15 protein-coding genes are annotated in these 19307 nt (G+C 68.1%); 1 reads left to right on the top strand and 14 read right to left on the bottom strand.

Going from position 1 to position 19307, the window contains the following annotated elements:
* Window positions 1-2 precede the first annotated feature (2 nt).
* The 3 genes from HAV22_RS04835 to HAV22_RS04825 form a co-directional block, all read right to left on the bottom strand.
* Window positions 3-3812, bottom strand: coding sequence for a nitrate reductase subunit alpha (locus HAV22_RS04835; protein WP_166857040.1), 3810 nt, complete (start codon window positions 3810-3812; stop codon window positions 3-5).
* A gap of 147 nt (window positions 3813-3959) precedes the next feature.
* Window positions 3960-5324 (bottom strand): NarK family nitrate/nitrite MFS transporter, encoded by a 1365-nt coding sequence (locus HAV22_RS04830; protein WP_166857038.1) that lies wholly within the window; start codon window positions 5322-5324, stop codon window positions 3960-3962.
* 28 nt (window positions 5325-5352) lie between these two features.
* A complete protein-coding gene (locus HAV22_RS04825; RefSeq protein ID WP_166857036.1) occupies window positions 5353-6621 on the bottom strand; it encodes an MFS transporter in 1269 nt (422 codons plus the stop codon).
* Window positions 6622-6814: 193 nt separating this feature from the next.
* On the opposite strand from HAV22_RS04825, the gene HAV22_RS04820 reads away from it, so the two are divergent.
* Complete coding sequence (locus HAV22_RS04820; protein ID WP_166857034.1) at window positions 6815-9142, top strand: response regulator; 2328 nt, start codon at window positions 6815-6817, stop codon at window positions 9140-9142.
* A gap of 89 nt (window positions 9143-9231) precedes the next feature.
* On the opposite strand, the gene HAV22_RS04815 is transcribed toward HAV22_RS04820, so the two are convergent.
* The 11 genes from HAV22_RS04815 to HAV22_RS04765 all read right to left on the bottom strand — a co-directional run bounded on the left by HAV22_RS04815 (window position 9232) and on the right by HAV22_RS04765 (window position 19296).
* Complete coding sequence (locus HAV22_RS04815; protein ID WP_166857032.1) at window positions 9232-9918, bottom strand: response regulator; 687 nt, start codon at window positions 9916-9918, stop codon at window positions 9232-9234.
* An 18-nt stretch (window positions 9919-9936) separates the two neighbouring features.
* On the bottom strand, window positions 9937-11895 hold the full coding sequence (locus HAV22_RS04810; protein ID WP_371869539.1) for a type IV pili methyl-accepting chemotaxis transducer N-terminal domain-containing protein: 1959 nt from the start codon (window positions 11893-11895) through the stop codon (window positions 9937-9939).
* A gap of 1 nt (window position 11896) precedes the next feature.
* On the bottom strand, window positions 11897-12871 hold the full coding sequence (gene moaA, locus HAV22_RS04805; protein WP_166857030.1) for a GTP 3',8-cyclase MoaA: 975 nt from the start codon (window positions 12869-12871) through the stop codon (window positions 11897-11899).
* Between the two features lie 94 nt (window positions 12872-12965).
* Window positions 12966-13184, bottom strand: coding sequence for a hypothetical protein (locus HAV22_RS04800; protein ID WP_166857028.1), 219 nt, complete (start codon window positions 13182-13184; stop codon window positions 12966-12968).
* Window positions 13177-13434, bottom strand: coding sequence for a hypothetical protein (locus HAV22_RS04795; protein WP_166857026.1), 258 nt, complete (start codon window positions 13432-13434; stop codon window positions 13177-13179). The genes HAV22_RS04800 and HAV22_RS04795 overlap by 8 nt, the downstream gene beginning before the upstream one ends.
* A gap of 93 nt (window positions 13435-13527) precedes the next feature.
* The gene (locus tag HAV22_RS04790) at window positions 13528-15990 is read right to left on the bottom strand and encodes an adenosylcobalamin-dependent ribonucleoside-diphosphate reductase (protein WP_166857024.1); all 2463 of its coding nucleotides are present in this window, start codon (window positions 15988-15990) and stop codon (window positions 13528-13530) included.
* Between the two features lie 27 nt (window positions 15991-16017).
* The gene (locus HAV22_RS04785; RefSeq protein ID WP_166857022.1) at window positions 16018-16416 is read right to left on the bottom strand and encodes a putative zinc-binding protein; all 399 of its coding nucleotides are present in this window, start codon (window positions 16414-16416) and stop codon (window positions 16018-16020) included.
* 13 nt (window positions 16417-16429) lie between these two features.
* The gene (gene ubiT, locus HAV22_RS04780) at window positions 16430-16873 is read right to left on the bottom strand and encodes a ubiquinone anaerobic biosynthesis accessory factor UbiT (RefSeq protein ID WP_371869538.1); all 444 of its coding nucleotides are present in this window, start codon (window positions 16871-16873) and stop codon (window positions 16430-16432) included.
* Window positions 16874-16886: 13 nt separating this feature from the next.
* Window positions 16887-17777, bottom strand: a complete 891-nt coding sequence (ubiV, locus tag HAV22_RS04775; RefSeq protein ID WP_166857019.1) for a ubiquinone anaerobic biosynthesis protein UbiV — start codon at window positions 17775-17777, stop codon at window positions 16887-16889.
* A gap of 20 nt (window positions 17778-17797) precedes the next feature.
* Complete coding sequence (gene ubiU, locus HAV22_RS04770; protein WP_166857018.1) at window positions 17798-18826, bottom strand: ubiquinone anaerobic biosynthesis protein UbiU; 1029 nt, start codon at window positions 18824-18826, stop codon at window positions 17798-17800.
* Window positions 18827-18891: 65 nt separating this feature from the next.
* Window positions 18892-19296, bottom strand: a complete 405-nt coding sequence (locus HAV22_RS04765; RefSeq protein WP_166857016.1) for a ribonucleotide reductase subunit alpha — start codon at window positions 19294-19296, stop codon at window positions 18892-18894.
* Window positions 19297-19307: the final 11 nt, after the last annotated feature.

Below are 19307 nucleotides of genomic sequence, written 5' to 3'. Positions count from 1 at the left end.
TCTCAAGCACCCTTCGGGGTGGCGACTCTTGCCAGCGCAGGTTCGCGTTCTTCCGTCTCGCGTGTCGGCGCTCCGGCGGCCTTCGTCGGGGCAGGGCGCGCCGGCTGCCGGTCGCCGTTCGGACGCGATTCGTCGCGGGCGCCTTCCATCCAGTTCACGTCGCGCATCTTGCGCACGACGACGAATTCGTCGCGGTTCGAACCGACCGTGCCGTAGTAATTGAAGCCGTACGACAGCTGGGCGTACCCGCCGATCATGTGCGTGGGCTTCGTCACGGCGCGGGTCACCGAGTTGTGGATGCCGCCGCGCTTCTTCGACATTTCCGCGCCCGGCACGTTCACGATCTTCTCCTGGGCGTGGTACATCAGGGTCATGCCTTCCGGCACGCGCTGGCTCACCACCGCGCGTGCCGTCAGCGTGCCGTTCACGTTGAATACCTCGATCCAGTCGTTGTCCTCGATGCCGGCGGCCTTCGCGTCGATCTCGGAGAGCCACACGTGCGGGCCGCCGCGCGACAGGGTGAGCATGCGCAGGTTGTCGGAGTACGTGGAGTGGATGCCCCATTTCTGGTGCGGCGTGATCCAGTTCAGCGCCAGTTCCTTGTTGCCGTTCGGACGGCGGTTCATGATCGCTTCCGTCGTCTTCGTGTTGATCGCGGCCTTGTACACACAGAGGCCTTCGCCGAAGTCGCGCATCCATACGTGGTCCTGGTAGAACTGCTGGCGGCCCGTCAGGGTGCGCCACGGGATCATTTCATGCACGTTCGTGTAGCCGGCGTTGTAGCTGACTTCCTCGCTCTCGAGGCCCGACCACGTGGGCGACGAAATGATCTTCCTCGGCTGCGCTTGCACGTCGCGGAAGCGGATGCTGTCGTGCTCGCGCGGGATCGCCAGGTGCGTATGGTCGCGTCCCGTGATCTTCGACAGCGCATCCCACGCTTTCACCGCCACGTGACCGTTCGTTTCCGGCGCCAGCGTGAGAATCATCTCCGCGGCGTCGATCGCCGTGTCGAGGCGCGGCTGGCCCTGCGACACGCCTTCTTCCAGCACGGTGCGATTCAGGCCGCGCAGCACGTCGACTTCATGCTTCGTTTCCCAGCCGATGCCCTTGCCGCCATTGCCCGCTTTTTCCAGCAGGGGGCCGATCGACGTGTACTTCTTGTGGATCTGGCGGAAGTCGCGCTCCACGACCGTCATCGACGGCATCGTCTTGCCGGGAATCGGCTCGCATTCGCCCGCGCGCCAGTCCTTCGGGTCGAACGGCTGACCGAGTTCGCCCGGGGTATCGTGCAGCAGCGGCGTGAGGATCAGGTCCTTGCGGGTGCCCAGGTGGGCGCCGCCGATCTCGGAGAACTTGGCAGCGAGGCCCTTGTAGATTTCCCAGTCCGACTTGGCTTCCCACAGCGGCTGCACGGCTTCCGACAGCGGGTGGATGAACGGGTGCATGTCGGACGTGTTCAAGTCATCCTTCTCGTACCACGTGGCCGTCGGCAGCACGATGTCGCCGTACAGGCACGTGGTCGACATGCGGAAGTCCAGCACGACGAGCAGATCGAGCTTGCCCTCGGCGGCCGGGCGCACCTTGATGTCGCGCGGCTTGATGCAGTCGTCTTCATCGCTCATCAGCGCGTTCTGCGTGCCCAGCAGGTATTTCAGGAAGTATTCGTGGCCCTTGCCCGAACTGCCCAGGATGTTGGAGCGCCACACGAACATATTGCGCGGGAAGTTCGCGGGATTGTCCGGGTCGTCGCACGAGAAATTCAGCTTGCCGGCCTTGATCTGCTCGACCGCGTACTTGGCCGGGTCCAGGCCGGCCGCTTCGGCGGCACGGACGACCTCCAGCGGATTCGTCTCGAGCTGCGGCGCGGACGGCAGCCAACCCATGCGCTCGGCCTTCGCGTTGAAGTCGATCAGCGCCATCTCTTCCAGCTTGCCATCCGCCGTCGGGCACAGGATCTCGGACGTGTGCAGCTTCTCGTGGCGCCACTGGCTCGTGTGGGCGTAGAAGAACGACGTCGAGTTCATCTGGCGCATCGGGCGGTTCCAGTCCAGCGCGAACGCGAGCGGGGTCCAGCCGGTCTGCGGGCGCAGCTTTTCCTGCCCGACGTAGTGGGCCCAGCCGCCGCCGCTCTGGCCGATGCAGCCGCACATCATGAGGATGTTGATGATGCCCCGGTACGTCATGTCCATGTGGTACCAGTGGTTCAGTGCCGCGCCGACGATCACCATCGACTTGCCGCGCGTGCGGTCCGCGTTGTCGGCGAATTCGCGCGCGACGGTCACGACGTCGGCCGCCTTCACACCGGTGTGTTTCACTTGCCATGCCGGGGTGTACGGCACGTCGTCGTCATAGCTCTTCGCCGCGTTCGGGCACAGGCCGCGGTCGACGCCGTAGTTCGCCATCGACAGGTCGTACACGGTGGTGACGAGCGCGGCGGTGCCATCGGCCAGCGTGATGGATCTGACGGGCACGTTACGCAGCAGGAGGTCGTCCGCGTCCTTGCCGCCGAAGTAGGGGAAGCCGACGGGGACGATGCGGTCGTGGTCGTCCAGCAGCGACAGTTGCGGGTCGATCGGGTTGCCCGTCGCGCCTTCCTTCTGCTCGAGGTTCCACTTGCCGCTTTCTCCCCACCGGAAGCCGATGGAGCCGCTCGGCGCGACGATCTTGCCGGTCGCCTGGTCGATGACGAGGGTCTTCCATTCCGGGTTGTTCGTTTCGTCGAGGTGGTTCGCGAGGTGCGACGCACGCAGGAAGTAGTCGGGGACGAGGGTGCCGTCGCGTTCCTTCAGCAGCACGAGCATCGGGAAGTCCGTGTACTGCTTGGCGTAGTCGCGGAAGTACGCGGATTTGCCGGTCGCGTGGAATTCCTTCAGGATCACGTGGCCCATCGCCATCGCGAGGGCGGCGTCCGTGCCTTGCTTGGGCGCGAGCCAGATGTCGCCGAACTTCGCCATCTCGCCGAAGTCGGACGACACGGCCACGGTCTTCGTGCCCTTGTAGCGCACTTCCGTGTAGAAGTGGGCGTCCGGGGTGCGCGTCATCGGGACGTTCGAGCCCCAGACCATCAGGTAAGTCGAGTTGTACCAGTCGGCCGATTCCGGCACGTCCGTCTGCTCGCCCCACACTTGCGGGCTCGATGGCGGCAGGTCGCAGTACCAGTCGTAGAAGCTCATGGCGACGCCGCCGATGAGGCTCAGGTAGCGCGTACCGGCCGCATAGCTGACCATCGACATGGCGGGGATCGGCGAGAAGCCGATGATGCGGTCCGGGCCGTATTTGCCGATCGTGTAGGCGTTGGCGGCGGCGATGATCTCGTTGACCTCGTCCCACCTGGCGCGCACGAAGCCGCCCTGGCCGCGCACCGACTTGTAGCTGGCTGCCTTCTGCGGATCGTTCGTGATGTATTCCCAGGCGGCGACGGGGTCGCGCGTGGCGCGGGCTTCACGCCACAGCTGCATCAGGCGGCCGCGCACCATCGGGTGCTTGACCCGCTGCGCCGAGTAGACGTACCACGAGTAGCTTGCGCCGCGCGGGCAGCCGCGGGGTTCATGGTTCGGCAAGTCCGGACGGGTGCGCGGGTAGTCGGTCTGCTGGGTTTCCCAGGTGATCAGGCCGTTCTTGACGTAGACCTTCCAGCTGCACGAGCCCGTGCAGTTCACGCCGTGCGTCGAGCGCACGATCTTGTCGTGCTGCCAGCGCTGGCGGTAGGCCTTTTCCCAGGTGCGGTCTTCGTTGACGACGGCACCGTGGCCGTTCGAAAACGTCTCGCCCGTTTTGCCGAAAAATTTCAGGCGGTCCAAAAAGTGACTCATGGTTTCTCCAACGGCGCGCCGCGGCGCGCTCTTGATGTTCGGTGTGCAGCTGTGTTCAGTCTAGGGGCCGGCCCCGCTATTGAACATTCGCTGGAAGGCGGTGCCGGCCCCGATTACGGAGTAGCCGGGCTACTCCTTTCGGACTAGTCAGCAGGTGATCTCGGCACGCTTGCGGGCGTAGAACCACCACGTGACGGCGATGCAGGTGACGTAGAAGCCGATGAAGCACCACAGGGCGGCGTCGGCGCTGCCCGTCAGGGCGATCGAGGTGCCGTAGCTCTTCGGGATGAAGAAGGCGCCGTACGCGGCGATCGCGGACGTGAAGCCGAGGACTGCTGCCGCTTCCTTGTTGGCGCTGGCGACGGCCTGCGCTTGTGCGCCTTCCGACTGGCCTTGCGCGGCGCGCTGGTGCAGGGTCAGGAAGATCACGGGGATCATGCGGAACGTCGAGGCGTTACCCACGCCGGTGCAGGCGAACAGGATCAGGAACATGCCGAAGAAGCCCGCGAAGCTGCCGGCATGGAGGAAGTGCAGCACACCGAGAACGGCGCCAATCATCGCGACGAACGTCCATAGGGTGACGCGGGCGCCGCCCAGCTTGTCGGACACATAACCGCCGCCCACGCGGGCGAGGGCGCTGACGAGGGGACCGACGAACGCGTACTGCAGCGGGTTCACTTGCGGGAACAGGGTGCTGGTCAGCAGGGGGAAGGCGGCCGAGTAGCCGATGAACGAGCCGAACGTGCCGACGTACAACCAGCACATGAGCCAATTGTGCTTGCGCTTGAAGATCACGGCCTGCTCGGCGAACGACGCCTTCGCCGATGCGAGGTCGTTCATGCCGAACCAGGCGGCCAAGGTGCTGACGACGATGAACGGGACCCACACGAAGCCCGCGTTCTGCAGCCACATCTGCTTCGTGTGGCCGGCCTTGGTCCAGGCCTGCGGCTCGCCGCCGAACAGGGCGAACGTGATCACGAGCGGGACGACGAACTGCACGGCGGAGACGCCGAGATTGCCCAGGCCCGCGTTCATGCCGAGGGCGTAGCCTTTCATCGCCTTCGGGTAGAAGAAGCTGATGTTCGCCATCGACGACGCGAAGTTGCCGCCGCCGAAGCCGCACAGCAGCGACAGCACGAGCATCGTGGGATAGCTGGTGTTCGGATCCTGTACGGCGAAGCCGATGCCCAGCGCGGGAATCAGCAGCGACGCGGTGGAGATCGCCGTCCATTTGCGGCCGCCGAAGATCGGCACCATGAACGAATAGAAGATGCGTAGGGTCGCACCGGACAGGCCCGGCACGGCGGCGAGCCAGAACAGCTGGTTCGTGCTGTACTTGAAGCCGATCGACGGCAGGTTGACGACGACGACGCTCCACACCATCCAGATCGCGAACGCCAGCATCAGCGCGGGGATCGAGATCCAGAGGTTACGGGTGGCGGTGGGTTTGCCGCGACTGTGCCAGAAGGCGGGAACCTCGGGTTCCCAGGTCGAGATGAGATAACGGCTCACGATGTTCTCCTTTGATTATCGATTTGGATCAGGCGGCCTTGAGCAATGGTTTCGCAGACGGCTGCGGTGCGGCGACAGGCGATGTGGTTTGCGGCTTGAACGAGAAATGCATCCAGACGAGCGAGACGCACACGGTCCCGTACAGCAGCATGAAGGAGCTGGAACGGATGCCGGTCAGGTCGACGATCGCGCCGAACATGATCGGCAGGATGAAGCCTCCGAGGCCCCCGGCCAGGCCGACGACACCCGAGACGGCGCCGATGTTGTCGCTGTAATCGTCGGCGATGAAGCGGAACACTGAGGCCTTGCCGATCGCCATGGCGACGCCGACGACGAACAGCAGCAGCGTGAAGACGACGGGGCCGAGGCCGATGTGCAGGTCCATGGGGCCCTTGACGGTCGCGACGCTCATCGTCGTCTGCGGGTACGACAGGATGAAGAAGCACACCCAGCAAACCCACATCACGGACCACGTGACCTTGTAGGCCCCGAATTTGTCGGAGATCCATCCGCCCAGCGCGCGCAGCACGCCGCCCGGCAGCGAGAAGCACGCGGCCATCAGCGCCGCTTCCTTCAGGCCGAAGCCGTATTCGCCCACGTAGTATTTCGTCATCCACAGCGCCAGCGCCACGTAGCCGCCGAACACGACGGAGTAGTACTGGCAGTAGCGCCACACGCGCGGATCCTTCAACACGCGCATCTGCGCCGCGAAGCTCTCTCCGGACGCGGACTTGTGCGACGGGTCGGAATAGGTGCCGAACCAGAACAGCAGGGCGGTGACGACCATCGCGACGGCATAGACTTTCGGCAGGCCTTGCCAGCCGAGGGCCGCGATGATGGCGGGGGCCGCGAACTTGGTCAGCGCGGAGCCGGAATTGCCGGCGCCGAAGATGCCCATCGCGAGGCCGCGGCGGTCCTTGCCGAACCAGCGCGCGACGTACGGCGTGCCGACGGAAAAGGAGCCGCCGGCCAGGCCGACGAACAGCCCGAGCACGAGGAAGTGCCAGTACTGCGTGGCGTAGCTGATCAGCCAGATCGGCAGCGCACAGGCCAGCATCAGCGTGAAGAATACGATGCGGCCGCCGTAGCGGTCCGTCCAGATGCCGAGCGGGACGCGCACGAGGGCGCCGCTCAGCACGGGCGTGGCGACGAGCAGGCCGAACTCCGTTTCGTTCAGGCCCAGCTTCGACTTGATGGGAATGCCCAGCACGGCGAACATCATCCAGATCGCGAAGCAGATCGTGAATGCGAACGTGCTGCTGGCGAGGACCGCGATGGGACGTCTATCGGTGCTCATATTGTTCTCCTTGAAATCGCACTATCGATGCCTGAAGCGTACGGGGCGCGGCCGCGCCCGACCATTGGCCGGAGGTGGATGGACGGATGGGCAAGCGGCCTAGTCCCGCTAGTCACAAAGGCGTAGGAACGCTCCACCGCGCGGGCGCAACCGTGTACGATGTCGCCTATCGATCAGCAGTACGGAACCGACCATGACGTACGCCCTCAGCGCGGAACAACTCAGCAACATCATCGACATCGCGGAGAACGCCGTCATCTGCACGGACGAGGCGCAGCGCATCATCCTGTTCAACAAGGGCGCGGAGCGCGTGTTCGGCTGGACGGCGTACGAAGTGATCGGGCAGGACCTCGCGATGCTGATGCCGGAACGCTTCCGCCCGGGCCACGCTGAACGCGTCGCCGGGTTCCAGCACGGGGCGCGTACGGCGCGGCGGATGGGCGAGCGGGGCACGATCCACGCCGTGCGCAAGGACGGCAGCGAATTCCCGGCCGAAGCGACGATCTCGAAATCGGCGGCCGGCGGCCGCGTGATCCTCACGGCGATCCTGCAGGACATCTCCGAGCGCAAAGCCTACGAGCGCGAGCTGGAACTGGCGCGCGACCGCGCGGAAGCGGCAATGCAGGCGAAGAGCATGTTCCTGGCGAACATGAGCCACGAGATCCGCACGCCGCTGAACGCGGTCATCGGCATGACGAGCCTCCTGCTCCACACGGACATCGACGACGAGCAGCGCGACCACACGGAGACGATCCGCTCCAGCAGCGAGGCGCTGCTGTCCATCATCAACGACCTGCTCGATTATTCGAAGCTGGAAGTGGGGCGGCTCGACCTGGAACGCCACGCGTTCGAGGTGCGCCGTTGCGTCGAGGAGGCGCTGGACCTGCTGGCGCCGAGCGCGAGCGAGAAGAAGCTCGACCTCGCGTACATGATCGAGCCCGGCGTGCCCGCGACGATCCTGGCCGATGCGACGCGGCTGCGCCAGATCCTCGTGAACCTGCTGTCGAACGCCATCAAGTTCACGCACCATGGCGAGGTCGTCGTCACGGTGTCGGGCATTCCCCGCGCGGAAGGCGGCCACCGGCTCGTGTTCGCCGTGCGCGACACGGGCATCGGCATCCCGCCGCACCGCCTCGCCGACATCTTCCAGTCGTTCACGCAGGTCGACCCGTCGACCACGCGTAAATACGGCGGCACGGGCCTGGGCCTGACGATCAGCCGGCGGCTGGCGGAGATGATGGGCGGCGGGCTCACGGTCGACAGCGAGCCTGGACGGGGCTCCACGTTCAGTGCGGCCATCGTCGCCGACGCGTTCGACGACCAGCTGGCCGAGCACGTGCTGCGCGACCGCGCGGCCACCGTGCGCGGGCGGCGCATCCTGATCGTCGACGACAATGCGACGAACCGCCGCATCCTGATGAAGCAGGCGCTGTCATGGGGCATGCAGCCGCTGGCCGCGGCATCCGCCATCGAGGCGCTGGACCTCGTGCGCGACGGGCACCCGTTCGACGTCGCCGTGCTCGACATGCAGATGCCCGACATGGACGGTGCGCGTCTCGCTTCCGAACTGCGCAAGCACCGCGACCGGGCCACGTTGCCGCTCGTGCTGCTGACGTCCGTCGGCCAGCGCCCTCACGGAGCCGATGGCGAGGCGGTGCGCGAATTCTCCGCGTGGCTGAGCAAGCCGATCAAGCCGGCGGCCCTGCTGGAAGCGTTGCAGCAGGTGCTGGGCGAGCGCCAGGCGGCGGCCCGGCCCGCGCGTCCCGCACCCCGCGCCGCGCCGGCCGATGCCGACGCCGCGATCCTCGTCGCCGAGGACAACACGATCAACCAGAAGGTCATCCGCCAGCTGCTGCGCCACCTGGGGTACCGCGCGGACGTCGTCGGCAACGGCGTGGAAGCCGTCGCGGCGCTCGAGCGCCAGGACTACCCGGTGATCCTGATGGACATGCAGATGCCGGACATGGACGGCCTGGAAGCGACGCGCCGCCTGCGTGCGCGCTTCGGCGGCGCGAACGCCCCGTACATCATCGCGATGACGGCGAACGCCATGCCGGGCGACCGCGAACGCTGCCTGGACGCGGGCATGAACGACTACGTGCCGAAGCCGATCGAGATGGACGTGCTGGAGCGTGCGCTGGCGACCGCGCACGCGCACGTGGCCGCGCGCCGGCGCGGGGATGGGGTGCTGGACGCGGGCCGCATCGGCCAGTTGCGGGCGATCGACGACGACGGCGCCTCACTGCTGGAGGAGGTGGCCAACGCGTTCGTGGGCGAGGTGCCGCAGCTGCTGCACAAGCTGGCGCACGCAGTGCGCGAGCGCGACGGCCAGCTGCTGGCGGCGACGGCGCACTACTTGTTGTCCAGCATCGACTTCATCGGGGCGAACCGGATGCGGGTGCCGTGCACGAATCTGGAGTTGATGGGGAAGTCGGAGAATTTCGAGGATGCGCAGGAGCAGCTGGCGCTGCTCACCGCCGCGTACGAAGAGGCAAAGGACGCGTTATTGGCGCTGCGGTAGGGTGGGCATCCCGGGCCCACGCGTGACGCCTGCGGTCCGCGAACGTCCGCGCGGGCCCGGGGAGTCCACCCTACGCGGTAACGGTCAACTCATGCCTGCCGATCCGGATTGCTGCCGAGCCCCTGCTCGACCGCGAACACGGCCGCCTGCACCCGGCTGGACAGACCCAGCTTCTTGAGGATGTTCTGCACGTGGATCTTGACCGTGCTCTCGGCCAGGTCGAGCACGCGGGCGATCAGCTTGTTGCTTTCGCCGCGCGCGAGGCAGGCAAGGATCTCGCGCTCGCGCGGCGTCAGCTTGTCGAGGTCGGACGGCGGCGCCGGCGCCTTCGGCTCGCGCTGCTTCTGCAACTGGGCCACGAGCTTGGCGGCCATCGATTCGGCCAGCACGGATTCACCGGCGGCCGCGCGCTCGATGGCGCGCTGCAGGTAGTCGGCGTCGATGTTCTTGATCAGGTAGCCGCGCGCGCCGGCATGCAGCGCGTTGGCCAGGTCGTCGCCTTCCTCCGACACGGTCAGCATGATGACGGCCGCCTCGGGCCAGCCCTGCAGGATCAGTTCGAGCGTTTCGACGCCCGTCATACCGGGCATGTGCAGGTCGAGCAGGATCACGTCCGGCTTCAGTTGCATTGCCCGTTTCACGCCGTCGATGCCGTCCGACGCTTCGCCGACGACGGCGAAACGAGGATTGCGCTGCAGCAGCGAGCGTACGCCGCTGCGGAACAACGTGTGGTCGTCGACCAGCAGCACGCTGATCGGCTCGCGGGGGTCGTCCATCCAATACTCCAATCGATGTCAGGCTGCCCGCCGCTGCGCGCTCGGCACGTGCAGGCGGACGGTGGTGCCGGTGCCGCGCCCGGAATCGATGGCCAGGTCGGCGTTGATGTGCCGGGCCCGTTCGCGCATGATGTGCAGCCCCACGTGGCTGTCGCCCGCGGCCGGCACGGCGGCGCAATCGAACCCGACGCCATTATCGCTGATCGATAGGGAAAAGTCTTGGCCGTCCCGAACGCGGACGAGCACCTTGCCGGCCTGCGCGTGCTTGCGGATGTTCGACAGCGCTTCCTGCACGATGAACAGGATCTGCAGCTGGTCCTCGCGCGGAAACGGAGGACCGCCGCTGCCGTCGGCGGCGAAGCTCGCGTCGACGCCCGTCTGCGCGCGGAACTTGCGCACGGCCTTGCGCAGCGCGCTGTTGAGATCATCCTCTTCCAGCCGGCTGCGGAAATTCTGCAACAGCTCGCGGACGTCCTCGTAGCTTTCCTGCACGCCCGCGCGCAGCATCGGCACGATCCCGGCCGCTTCCTGCCTGTCGCCGTCCTGCAGCGATTTTTCCAGCATCTGCACCTGCAGGTTCAGGAAGTTCAGGCCTTGCGCGATGCTGTCGTGCAGCCCGCGCGCCACCATATTGCGCTCTTCCGAAATCGCCATCTCGCGCTCGCGCGCCGCCAGCCGCATGTTCTCGATGCCCGTGCCCAGCAGCCGGCCCAGCGTTTCCAGCAGCGCGGCTTCCCGATCGTTAAAACTCTTCTCGGCACGGAAATGCAGGCTGAACACGCCGAGGTGCTGTTCTTGCGCGAAGATCTGGAATACCGACACGGTGGCGAACCCCGCCTGCGCGCAGCGCGACGGCGCCGCGTGCGGCATGGCGCGCAGCAGGCGGACGACGGGGTGGCGGCCTTGCGCGGCCTCGCCGCACACGCAATCGCCGACGGGCATGCAGCGCTCCGCCCGGACCATCTCCTCGGACAGGCCCACGTGGACGACGAGGTGCACCTTGTCGTTGCTGGGCTCGATCAGCCGCACCGAGGCGCCGTCGGCGCCGAAGTAGCGCATGATGCGTTCGATGAAGCCCTCGCACATCGGTTCCAGCGTCTGGCGCACCTGCAGGAAGGCGGCACCGTCGTACAGCAGTGCCAGTTCGCGGTTCTGGTCTTCCAGCGCGGCCGTCTTCTCGCGCACCTTGTCTTCCAGGCTGCCGTAGACCTGTTCCAGGCGGTCGGCCATGTGATTGAAGCCCGTCGCGAGCTGGCCGAACTCGTCGCGGCTCGCGACGTCCAGCCGGACGCCGAAATCCGTGTCGGCCATGCTGCGCATGCCCGCGTGCAGCCGCTCGACGGGGTCGACGATGAGGCTGAACATCAGGTACACGAGGACCACCGTGCCTCCCATCGCGAGGGCCATCAGCGCCAGCTGCGACGCGCGCAGCCAGAACGTGCGCACTTCGTTGTCGCGTTCGATGAGCCCGACGATCGTGTCGATCTGGCCCACGTAGTCGTCGACGCCGGCCAGGAATTGGCGCAGTGGCGGCAGGCGCTCGTCGCCGCGAGCCTGCAAGACCTGCAGCGCGAGCGGCCGCAGTTCGCGCTGCCAGCGCAAGGTGGCCAGGTCGAAGCTCGTGCGGATGGTCGACGTCGGCGGCAGTCCGAGGGGACGCTGCGGGTCGCCGCGCGCGATCAGGGCCAGCGTCGTATCGATCGCCGCGATCTGGGCGCGTGCATCGCGGGCATACCTGCCGCCGGGCGCGCCGGGGTCGCGGCCGAGCAGCATCGCGAGCCGGTATTCCTGCTTGCGCACGCTGCCGGTCTCGTTGATGGCCGCGGCCGACCCTTCCAACTGCCACGACAGCCACAGCGTCGTGCCGATCGCGGTCAGCGCCAGCAGCAGGAAGCCGACGAGCGCGCCCGCGATCCGGGTCGACAGGCGCAGGTGGCCGGGGATCGGCGGGTAGTCCGGGGTGGCGGCGTTACCCACCTCAGCCTCCCGTCTGCGACATGAATCGGACGATCTTTTCCGGCTGCGCCGTGAAGTCGTGCTTGTGCGGCTTGAGTTCGATGGCGTGGCGGATCGCCGCTTCCAGTTCGGCGTCGCTCGCGCCGCCGCGCAGCAGCGGCCGGAATTCGAATTTCTCTTCCTGCCCGAGGCACAGGTACAGCGTGCCGTCGACGGACAGGCGCACGCGGTTGCACGTGGCGCAGAAATGCTGGGACAGCGGCGTGATGAAGCCGATGCTGCTCTTGCCGTCGCGCGTGGCGAGGTAGCGCGCGGGACCGCCGCCCAGTTCCAGCGCTTGCGGCACGAGGTCGAACCGCTCGCGCAGGCGTGCCTGCACGGGCCCCAGGTCCAGGTAGGCCGAGTTGCGGCCCGTGGCGCCCATGGGCATCACTTCGATCAGGCGCAGCACGAAGCCGTGCTCGATGCAGAAGTCGGCCATGCGGTCGATCTCGCCGTCGTTCACGCCGCGCATCGCCACCATATTGAGCTTGATGGGATCGAGCCCCGCGTCCCTGGCGGCCATGATGCCGTCCATGACGGCCGCGTGGCTGTCGCGGCCCGTGATGGCGTGCATGCAGGCGCGGTCCAGCGTGTCGAGGCTGACGTTGATGCGGGCGACGCCGGCGGCGCGCAGCGCGGCCGCATGGCGGCGCAGTTGCGTGGCATTCGTGGACAGCGACAGGTCGGCGACGCCGTCGATGGCGGCGATGCGGCCCGCGAGGTCGGTCACGTGGCGCCGCAGCAGCGGTTCGCCCCCGGTGAGGCGGATGCGGCGCGTGCCCAGGCGGGCGAACGCGCGCAGCAGGCGCTCGATCTCGTCAAAGGTGAGCCAGTCGGCCGGCTCTTCGAAGCCCTTGAAGCCCGTCGGCATGCAATACGTGCAACGCAGGTCGCAGCGATCGGTCACGGACAGGCGGAGGTATTCGATCGTTCGGCCGTAGCGGTCGCGCAACATCACGGTTCTCCGTTAAGTGATTGGTTCCGATTGTAGGGGGCGGAGGGCACCCTGACAGTCGGCATGACGGAGGACGCCGGGTAGTTCTTTCGGACTAGGCGCCGTGCCGGCGCATCAGCGCATCGATGCCGGCGACGGCACCGGCCATGGCCAGCGCGGCGACGCCCGCGCCGGCCCACGTGGCGAGCCGGTCGCCTGCCGCCCATTCCTGCCAGGCCAGCACGGCGGGCATCAGGGCCATCGGCGCGGTCATGACGGCGGCGAGCCGGGCATGACGCCGCACCTCGCGGCCGGCGTCGAGGGTGTCAGCCACCGCAGCACCCGCCGCAGCAGCCGCCCGAACGCTCCGCGCGCTCCGCACGGGCCTCAGCGTAGCCGGCGGCCGCCATGGCGGCCGCGATGGCATGCGTCGACGTGGCGGCTTCGTCGAATTCCACGTGCATCTGGTGCCCGCCGGGCGTGAGGTCGACGCCGCGCACGCCGGGCACGCTGCACAGGGCGCTCGTGAGGCGTTCGACGTCGGCGAAGGCGAGGGGTGCCGAAAACTCGAATTCGTGTTGCATGATGCTCCTTTGCGATGTGTCGTTGGTCGGTACGCCGCCAGATTAGGCCGCGCGCGGCGGCCTGTCCTTGAACCGGTTTCAGGTTTTACGACGTCATGCGCAGCCGCCCAGGTAGTGGCATGCCGTGCAGCGCGTGCAGCCGTCGACCTTGTGCAGTTCGCGCGCCCCGCACTCCGGGCACTTGGCGGCCGTTCCGGCGGGCGCGGGCGCCGGGACGTCCGGCAGTGCGTGCGCAGTCCCGCGCAGCGCGAGCAGGCGGTCGAGGCGCTCGACGGGCACTTGGTTGCCATAGGCTTCCAGGAACCCTCGCTTGATCAGTATCTGCTGCAGCATGTACGCGATCGCGGCCACTTCGGAGTCGTGGTAGACGGGGACCTGCACGCCGTCCGCGCGCGTCAGGTGGCCGCAGCGCACGGGGCCTTTCTCCCACACGACGGCGCGCATGTCCGCCAGCGCCTTCGCGACGGAGCCGCCGGCCCGCGCCGCCAGCGACAGAAGGCGCATCGTCGACGTGATCCATTGCTGGCCCTCGCTGCGTTGGTTGGCGGGCATGAAGAACTCGAACGGCCGCTCGATCGCGACGGCGCGGCCGCGCAGCCGGCCCTCCACGCGCATGAAGCTGATCGTCAGGTACACGGTTTTCTTGCCTTCCTGCGTCATGTACTCGACTTTCGACGTGACCGATTCCAGTTCTCCCGGCGGGCGGCTTTCGAAGCGCTTGCGCAGCGGGTCGTCATCGTCGTCGTCCGCTTCCTCGGCCGCCGGCGCTCTTGCCACGCTCAGGACGCTGCCCGTGACGTCGTTCGGGCGGTACGTCGCCAGGCCCTTGAGGCCGGCGAACCACGCGTCCGTGTACAGATCCTTGAAATCCGCGTACGGATAGTCGGCGGGGACGTTCACCGTCTTCGAAATGGCGCCATCCACATAGGGCTGGACGGCCGCCATCATGCGCAGGTGGTCGTGCGCGGCCATTTCCAGCGCCGTGACGAAGTGGGGCGGCAGGGCCTCCGCGTCGGCGTCGTGGCCCAGGTGCCGGTACAGGCGCCACGCATGGTCCGCGACCTCGTACGTGTGCGTGCTGTCGTCGGGCATGCGCTTCTTGCGCTGGTATGTCCACGAAAACGCGGGCTCGATGCCGTTCGACGCGTTGTCCGCGAACGCCAGCGCGATCGTGCCCGTCGGTGCGATCGACAGCAGGTGCGAGTTGCGGATGCCGTACAGGGCGATGCGTTCGCGCAGCCCGTCGGGCAGGCGGCGCGCGAACGCGCCGTCCAGGTAGCGCTGCGCGTCGAACAGCGGGAACGCGCCTTTTTCGCGCGCCAGCTCGACCGACGCGCCGTACGCGGCGTCGCGCAGCTCGCGCGCCACGTCGGCCGCAAACGCGCGCCCTTCGTCGGCGTCGTAGCGCAGGCCCAGCATCACAAGGGCGCTGCCCAGGCCCAGGAACCCCAGGCCGATGCGGCGCTTGTTGCGGCCTTCCTCGGCCTGCTGCGGCAGCGGCCATTCGGTCGCGTCCAGCGCCAGGTCGAGCATGCGCACGCCGATGGCGGCCACTTCGCGCATCGTGTCGAAGTCGAAGCTGGCCTCCGGCGTGAACGGCCGGCGCACGAAGCGCGTCAGGTCCAGCGAACCGAGGTCGCAGCAGCCGTACGGCGGCAGTGGCTGTTCGCCGCAGGGGTTGGTGGCCGCGAGCGTCTCGGCGTAATGCAGGTTGTTCTCGCCGTTGATGCGGTCGAGGAACAGCACGCCCGGCTCCGCGTGGTCGTACGTGGAACGGATCACCTCGTCCCACAGGTCGCGTGCGCGCACCGTGCGGTAGACCCAGGTGCCGTCCGGGCGGGGCCAGGCGCTGTCCGCGTGCGCGCCCGGCCCCGGCTCGGCCCCGTGCACGAGGTCGAACGGCCCGTCGTCCAGCACGGCGCGCATGAACGCGTCCGTGACGCCGACGGACAGGTTGAAATTGCTGAAGGCGCCGTTGTCCTTGGCCGCGACGAACGCCTCGATGTCCGGATGGTCGATCCGGAGCACGCCCATCTGCGCGCCGCGGCGGGCGCCGGCCGATTCGACGGTGCGGCACGACGCGTCGAACACGGCCATGTACGACACGGGGCCGGACGCGCGCGACTGCGTACCCTTCACGAGGCTGCCGGCGGGGCGGATGGCGCTGAAGTCGTAGCCGACGCCGCCGCCGCGGCGCATGGTCTCGGCGCTTTCGGCCACGGCGCCGTAGATGCCGGGGACGGCGCCATCGCGCCCGCTGATCGCGTCGCCGACCGGTTGCACGAAGCAGTTCATCAGCGTGGCTTTCATGCCGAGGCCCGCTGCGGAGTTGATGCGGCCGGCCGGCACGAAGCCGTGATCCTGCGCCCACAGGAAGCGCTGTTCCATCTCGAGGCGCAGCGCGTCGGTTTCGTGGGCGGCCAGCGCGCGGGCCACGCGTGCGCGAACGTGCGCGACCGTCGTCTCGTCGCCCTTGGCGTATTTTTCGGACAGTACGTCGACCGATACCTCCTGCGGTTGCATCGGCGTGGAAAACAGGGTGTCGTTTGCGTTCATCGTTGTCTCGTTGGTTGTCGGGTTTTACTAAACTGGTCGAAGGCCGGTGCGCTCCGGCGCGAGCGTGGCCACTGCCTCGGCCACTTGCTGCGTGAGGGCCTCGGCCTGGTCCGGATCGAACTGCATGTGGTAGCGCTTGCGCACGCCGTGCTCGGCGAGCTGCCAGTGCTGGTCGGGCACGACGCCGTGCCGCGCGAGGCAGTTGCGCGCGCATGCGAGCGGACAGCCGTCCACGGCGACGACGGGCCGGCCCGATGTCGCCAGCTTGACGAGTGACGGCACGTCGCCCCCGACGCCGGCGATGCACGACATCTCGGCGGCCCCGCGCCGGTCCAGTTCGAGCGCGATGTGATTGGCCATCTGCGCCGCGCTGGAACAGCCGGAGCACGAATACACGAGGGGGAAGACGGATCGGTCCTTGCCCATGGCGGGCCTCCTTTCAGCAGGTGCGGCTGCGCGGGCGCGGCCGGTCGAACAGGGCGCCGTCGATGGCGTCCAGCGTATTCTTGATGAGCAGGCCCAGCTCCGTCTCGCCTTCCATGACGAGGCGGCGGCTGAAAAACAGCGTGTCCGGATCTTCCTTGCGCGCGGCGAGGCGGCCCAGGTCGTACAACGTGGCCGCGATCACGAGGTCCGGTGCGCCGGGCGCGTGGGCGGCGATGAACGCGCGGCCGCGCCAGGCGGCGTCGAACGCGATGCCGGCGTCGGTGACCGCCAGGCGCAGGCGCCGGCCCTCCAGCGCATGGCGCGCGTCCGCGTCGAGGTGCGGCGCGAGTACGGTGTTCAGGCCGGCGGCGAACAGCCAGGCGCCGGGCCGGCCGGGCAGCAGCGACAGGACGTGGCGCACCGGTGCCGGCACGCGGAAGGGAGGGATGTCTTTCACGGCGGTGCTCCCTTCACGCAGCGGCATCGTCGAGCCCGGGGCGGCCATGCCAGAAGCCGTTGCAGGCCTCGGCCGGCTGCAGCGCTTCCATGCGCCGGCGCGCGGCGGGTCCCGGCAGCGTCCCTGCCAGCACGTCGTGCACGATGCCGACGATGTCCGCCATGTTCGACGCCTGGGGGCTGAGGCGCGCGACGGCCACGCCCATGTCGCGCATGGCGGGTAGCTCGTCCACGAGGTTGCAGACTTTCGCCGACTGCGTCTGGATGCCGTTCAGCACGAGGAACGGGCGCTTGTCCTGCGTCTCGAGCAGCAGGCCGTCCGGATGATCGAGGCAGCTGAAGCGGCAGTCGTCCTTTGGCAGGTTGCGCTGGCGGGCCGTGAAGCAGCGCGCGGAAAACGCCAGCGGCAGGCGGCCGTACGCGAACACCTCGGTCTCCACGAGGCCGGGCGGCAGCGCCGCGTGCATCGCGGCGAGGGCGGCGGCCGACATCTCCAGCGGCATGACCCAGCGCATGGCGCCTGCGCGCGCGAGGATGGCGAGCGTGGCGGGGTTGTACACGTTCAGGTGCGGGCCGGCGACGAACGGACGGCCGTCGACGCAGTGCACCGCGCCCATGTCGTTCGCCTCCACGAGGTAGCGCCCGTTGCCCGCGATGCGGCGCAGCACGGACAAGTCCGGACCGGACTCGATCAGCACCCGGGTCGACAGCACGACCTCCTTGCCGGCGGCGGCCAGGCGCTCGGCGAGCGCGAGCCAGTCGGACTGGCGCAGCTCGTGGCGGCGCGAGCACACGGTCTCGCCGAGGTAGACGATGTCGACGGGGGTAGCGGCCATCGCGTCGTAGAACGCGAACACCGTGTCGCGCGGCCAGTAGTATTGCAGGGGCCCGAGGGCAATCTTCATGGTGGTCTTTCGGTACGATGTCATTTCCAGGGGCGGTGGTAGGCGCCGAGCGTGTGCTGGCTGCCCTCGGCCACGCTGTCGAGCAGGGCCATCCAGTCGCGCCTGACGGTGTAGCGCTGGCGCTCCGCAAGGCAGCTGTCGATGGCGGCGCGCCACACGCGCGTGACCTGGGCCACGTACGCCGGGCTGCGCTGGCGGTCCTCGACCTTGACGGCGCGGGCGCCCGCCGCGAGGAGCTTCGGCAGGATCTCGAGCGTGTTCAGGCTCGCCGGTTCCTCGATGGCGTAATACGTTTCGCCGTCGACGACGAAGCGGCCCTTGCACAACGTGGGATAGCCGGCCTGCTCGCCGTCTTCGTAGCGGTCGATCAGCACGTCGTACAGCCGCGCCTCCAGTGCGCGCGGCGTGCGCTGCCAGCGCACGGCCTTCGCCGGCGAACACACGCCGTGCGTGTTCGGCGACTCGCCCGTCGCGTACGACGACAGCTGGCAGCGTCCTTCCGCCATCACGCACAGGCTGCCGAAGCCGAACACTTCGATCTCGACGGGAGTGTTCTCGATGACCTGCTCGACCTGCGCCAGCGACAGCACGCGCGGCAGCACGGCGCGCGCGATGCCGAAGTGGCGGTGGTAGAACGCGATGGCGTCGACGTTGGTGGCCGAGCCCTGCACGGACAGGTGCAGGCGCAGCGCCGGGTGCACGCGCGCCGCGTACTCCATCAGGCCGGGGTCGGCGAGGATGACGGCATCGATGCCGTGCGTGGCGGCACGGTCGAGGGCGCGCCGCCATGGGTCGTCCGCACCGGGCCGCGGATAGGTGTTCAGCGCAAGGAAGACCTTGCGCCGGCGCGCATGGGCATAGCGGATGCCTTCGAGGATGGCGTCTTCGCCGAAATTCAGGCCCGCGAAGTTGCGGGCATTGGTCGCGTCGCGAAAGCCGAGGTAGACGCAGTCGGCGCCATTGTCGACGGCGGCCTTGAGGGCCGGCAGGCTGCCGGCGGGACAGACGAGTTCGAGGGGAGGTGAGGCGGGAGCGGAAGTGGAGGTCATGGCTGGGATGCGAACGGTAACCCGGCCAGCTTAGAGAGCGGGCGACCGCGCCGCCTTAAACCCGTTCAAGCAAATCGCACGGAGTCGCCCTGCGTGTCGAACGCGAGGAAGCGCTCGATGGCGCCGCGGTGCACGGCGTCGATCATCATCTTGAGGCCGCGTTCGATGCCGGCCGGCTGCGGCGCCGCGCCGTGCGCTCCCGCCAGCGCGGCGACGAAGACCATGTCCCACGGCCGGCCCGTCGCGCGCGATTCTTCGGCCAGCGCGGCAAAATCGGCCAGTTCGTCGAGCCCCTTGTCGACGCACATGACGGGCGCCAGTGCGCCGCCGCTCCCTTCCTCGAAGCGCCGGGCCTGGCCCGGTGTGTGCGCCTGCGGCAGTTCCGCGACGGCGAACACGAAAAGCAGGCGCTGCGCCTCGGGCTGGGCGCGCGCGGCGGCGAGGAAGTCGGTAAAGTCGGCGAGTCGCATGGTCGGTCCGT

The sequence above is a fragment of the Telluria antibiotica genome (assembly GCF_011682055.1).
Lineage (GTDB): Bacteria > Pseudomonadota > Gammaproteobacteria > Burkholderiales > Burkholderiaceae_D > Telluria > Telluria antibiotica.
This window is presented reverse-complemented; position numbering and strand designations above follow the sequence as displayed.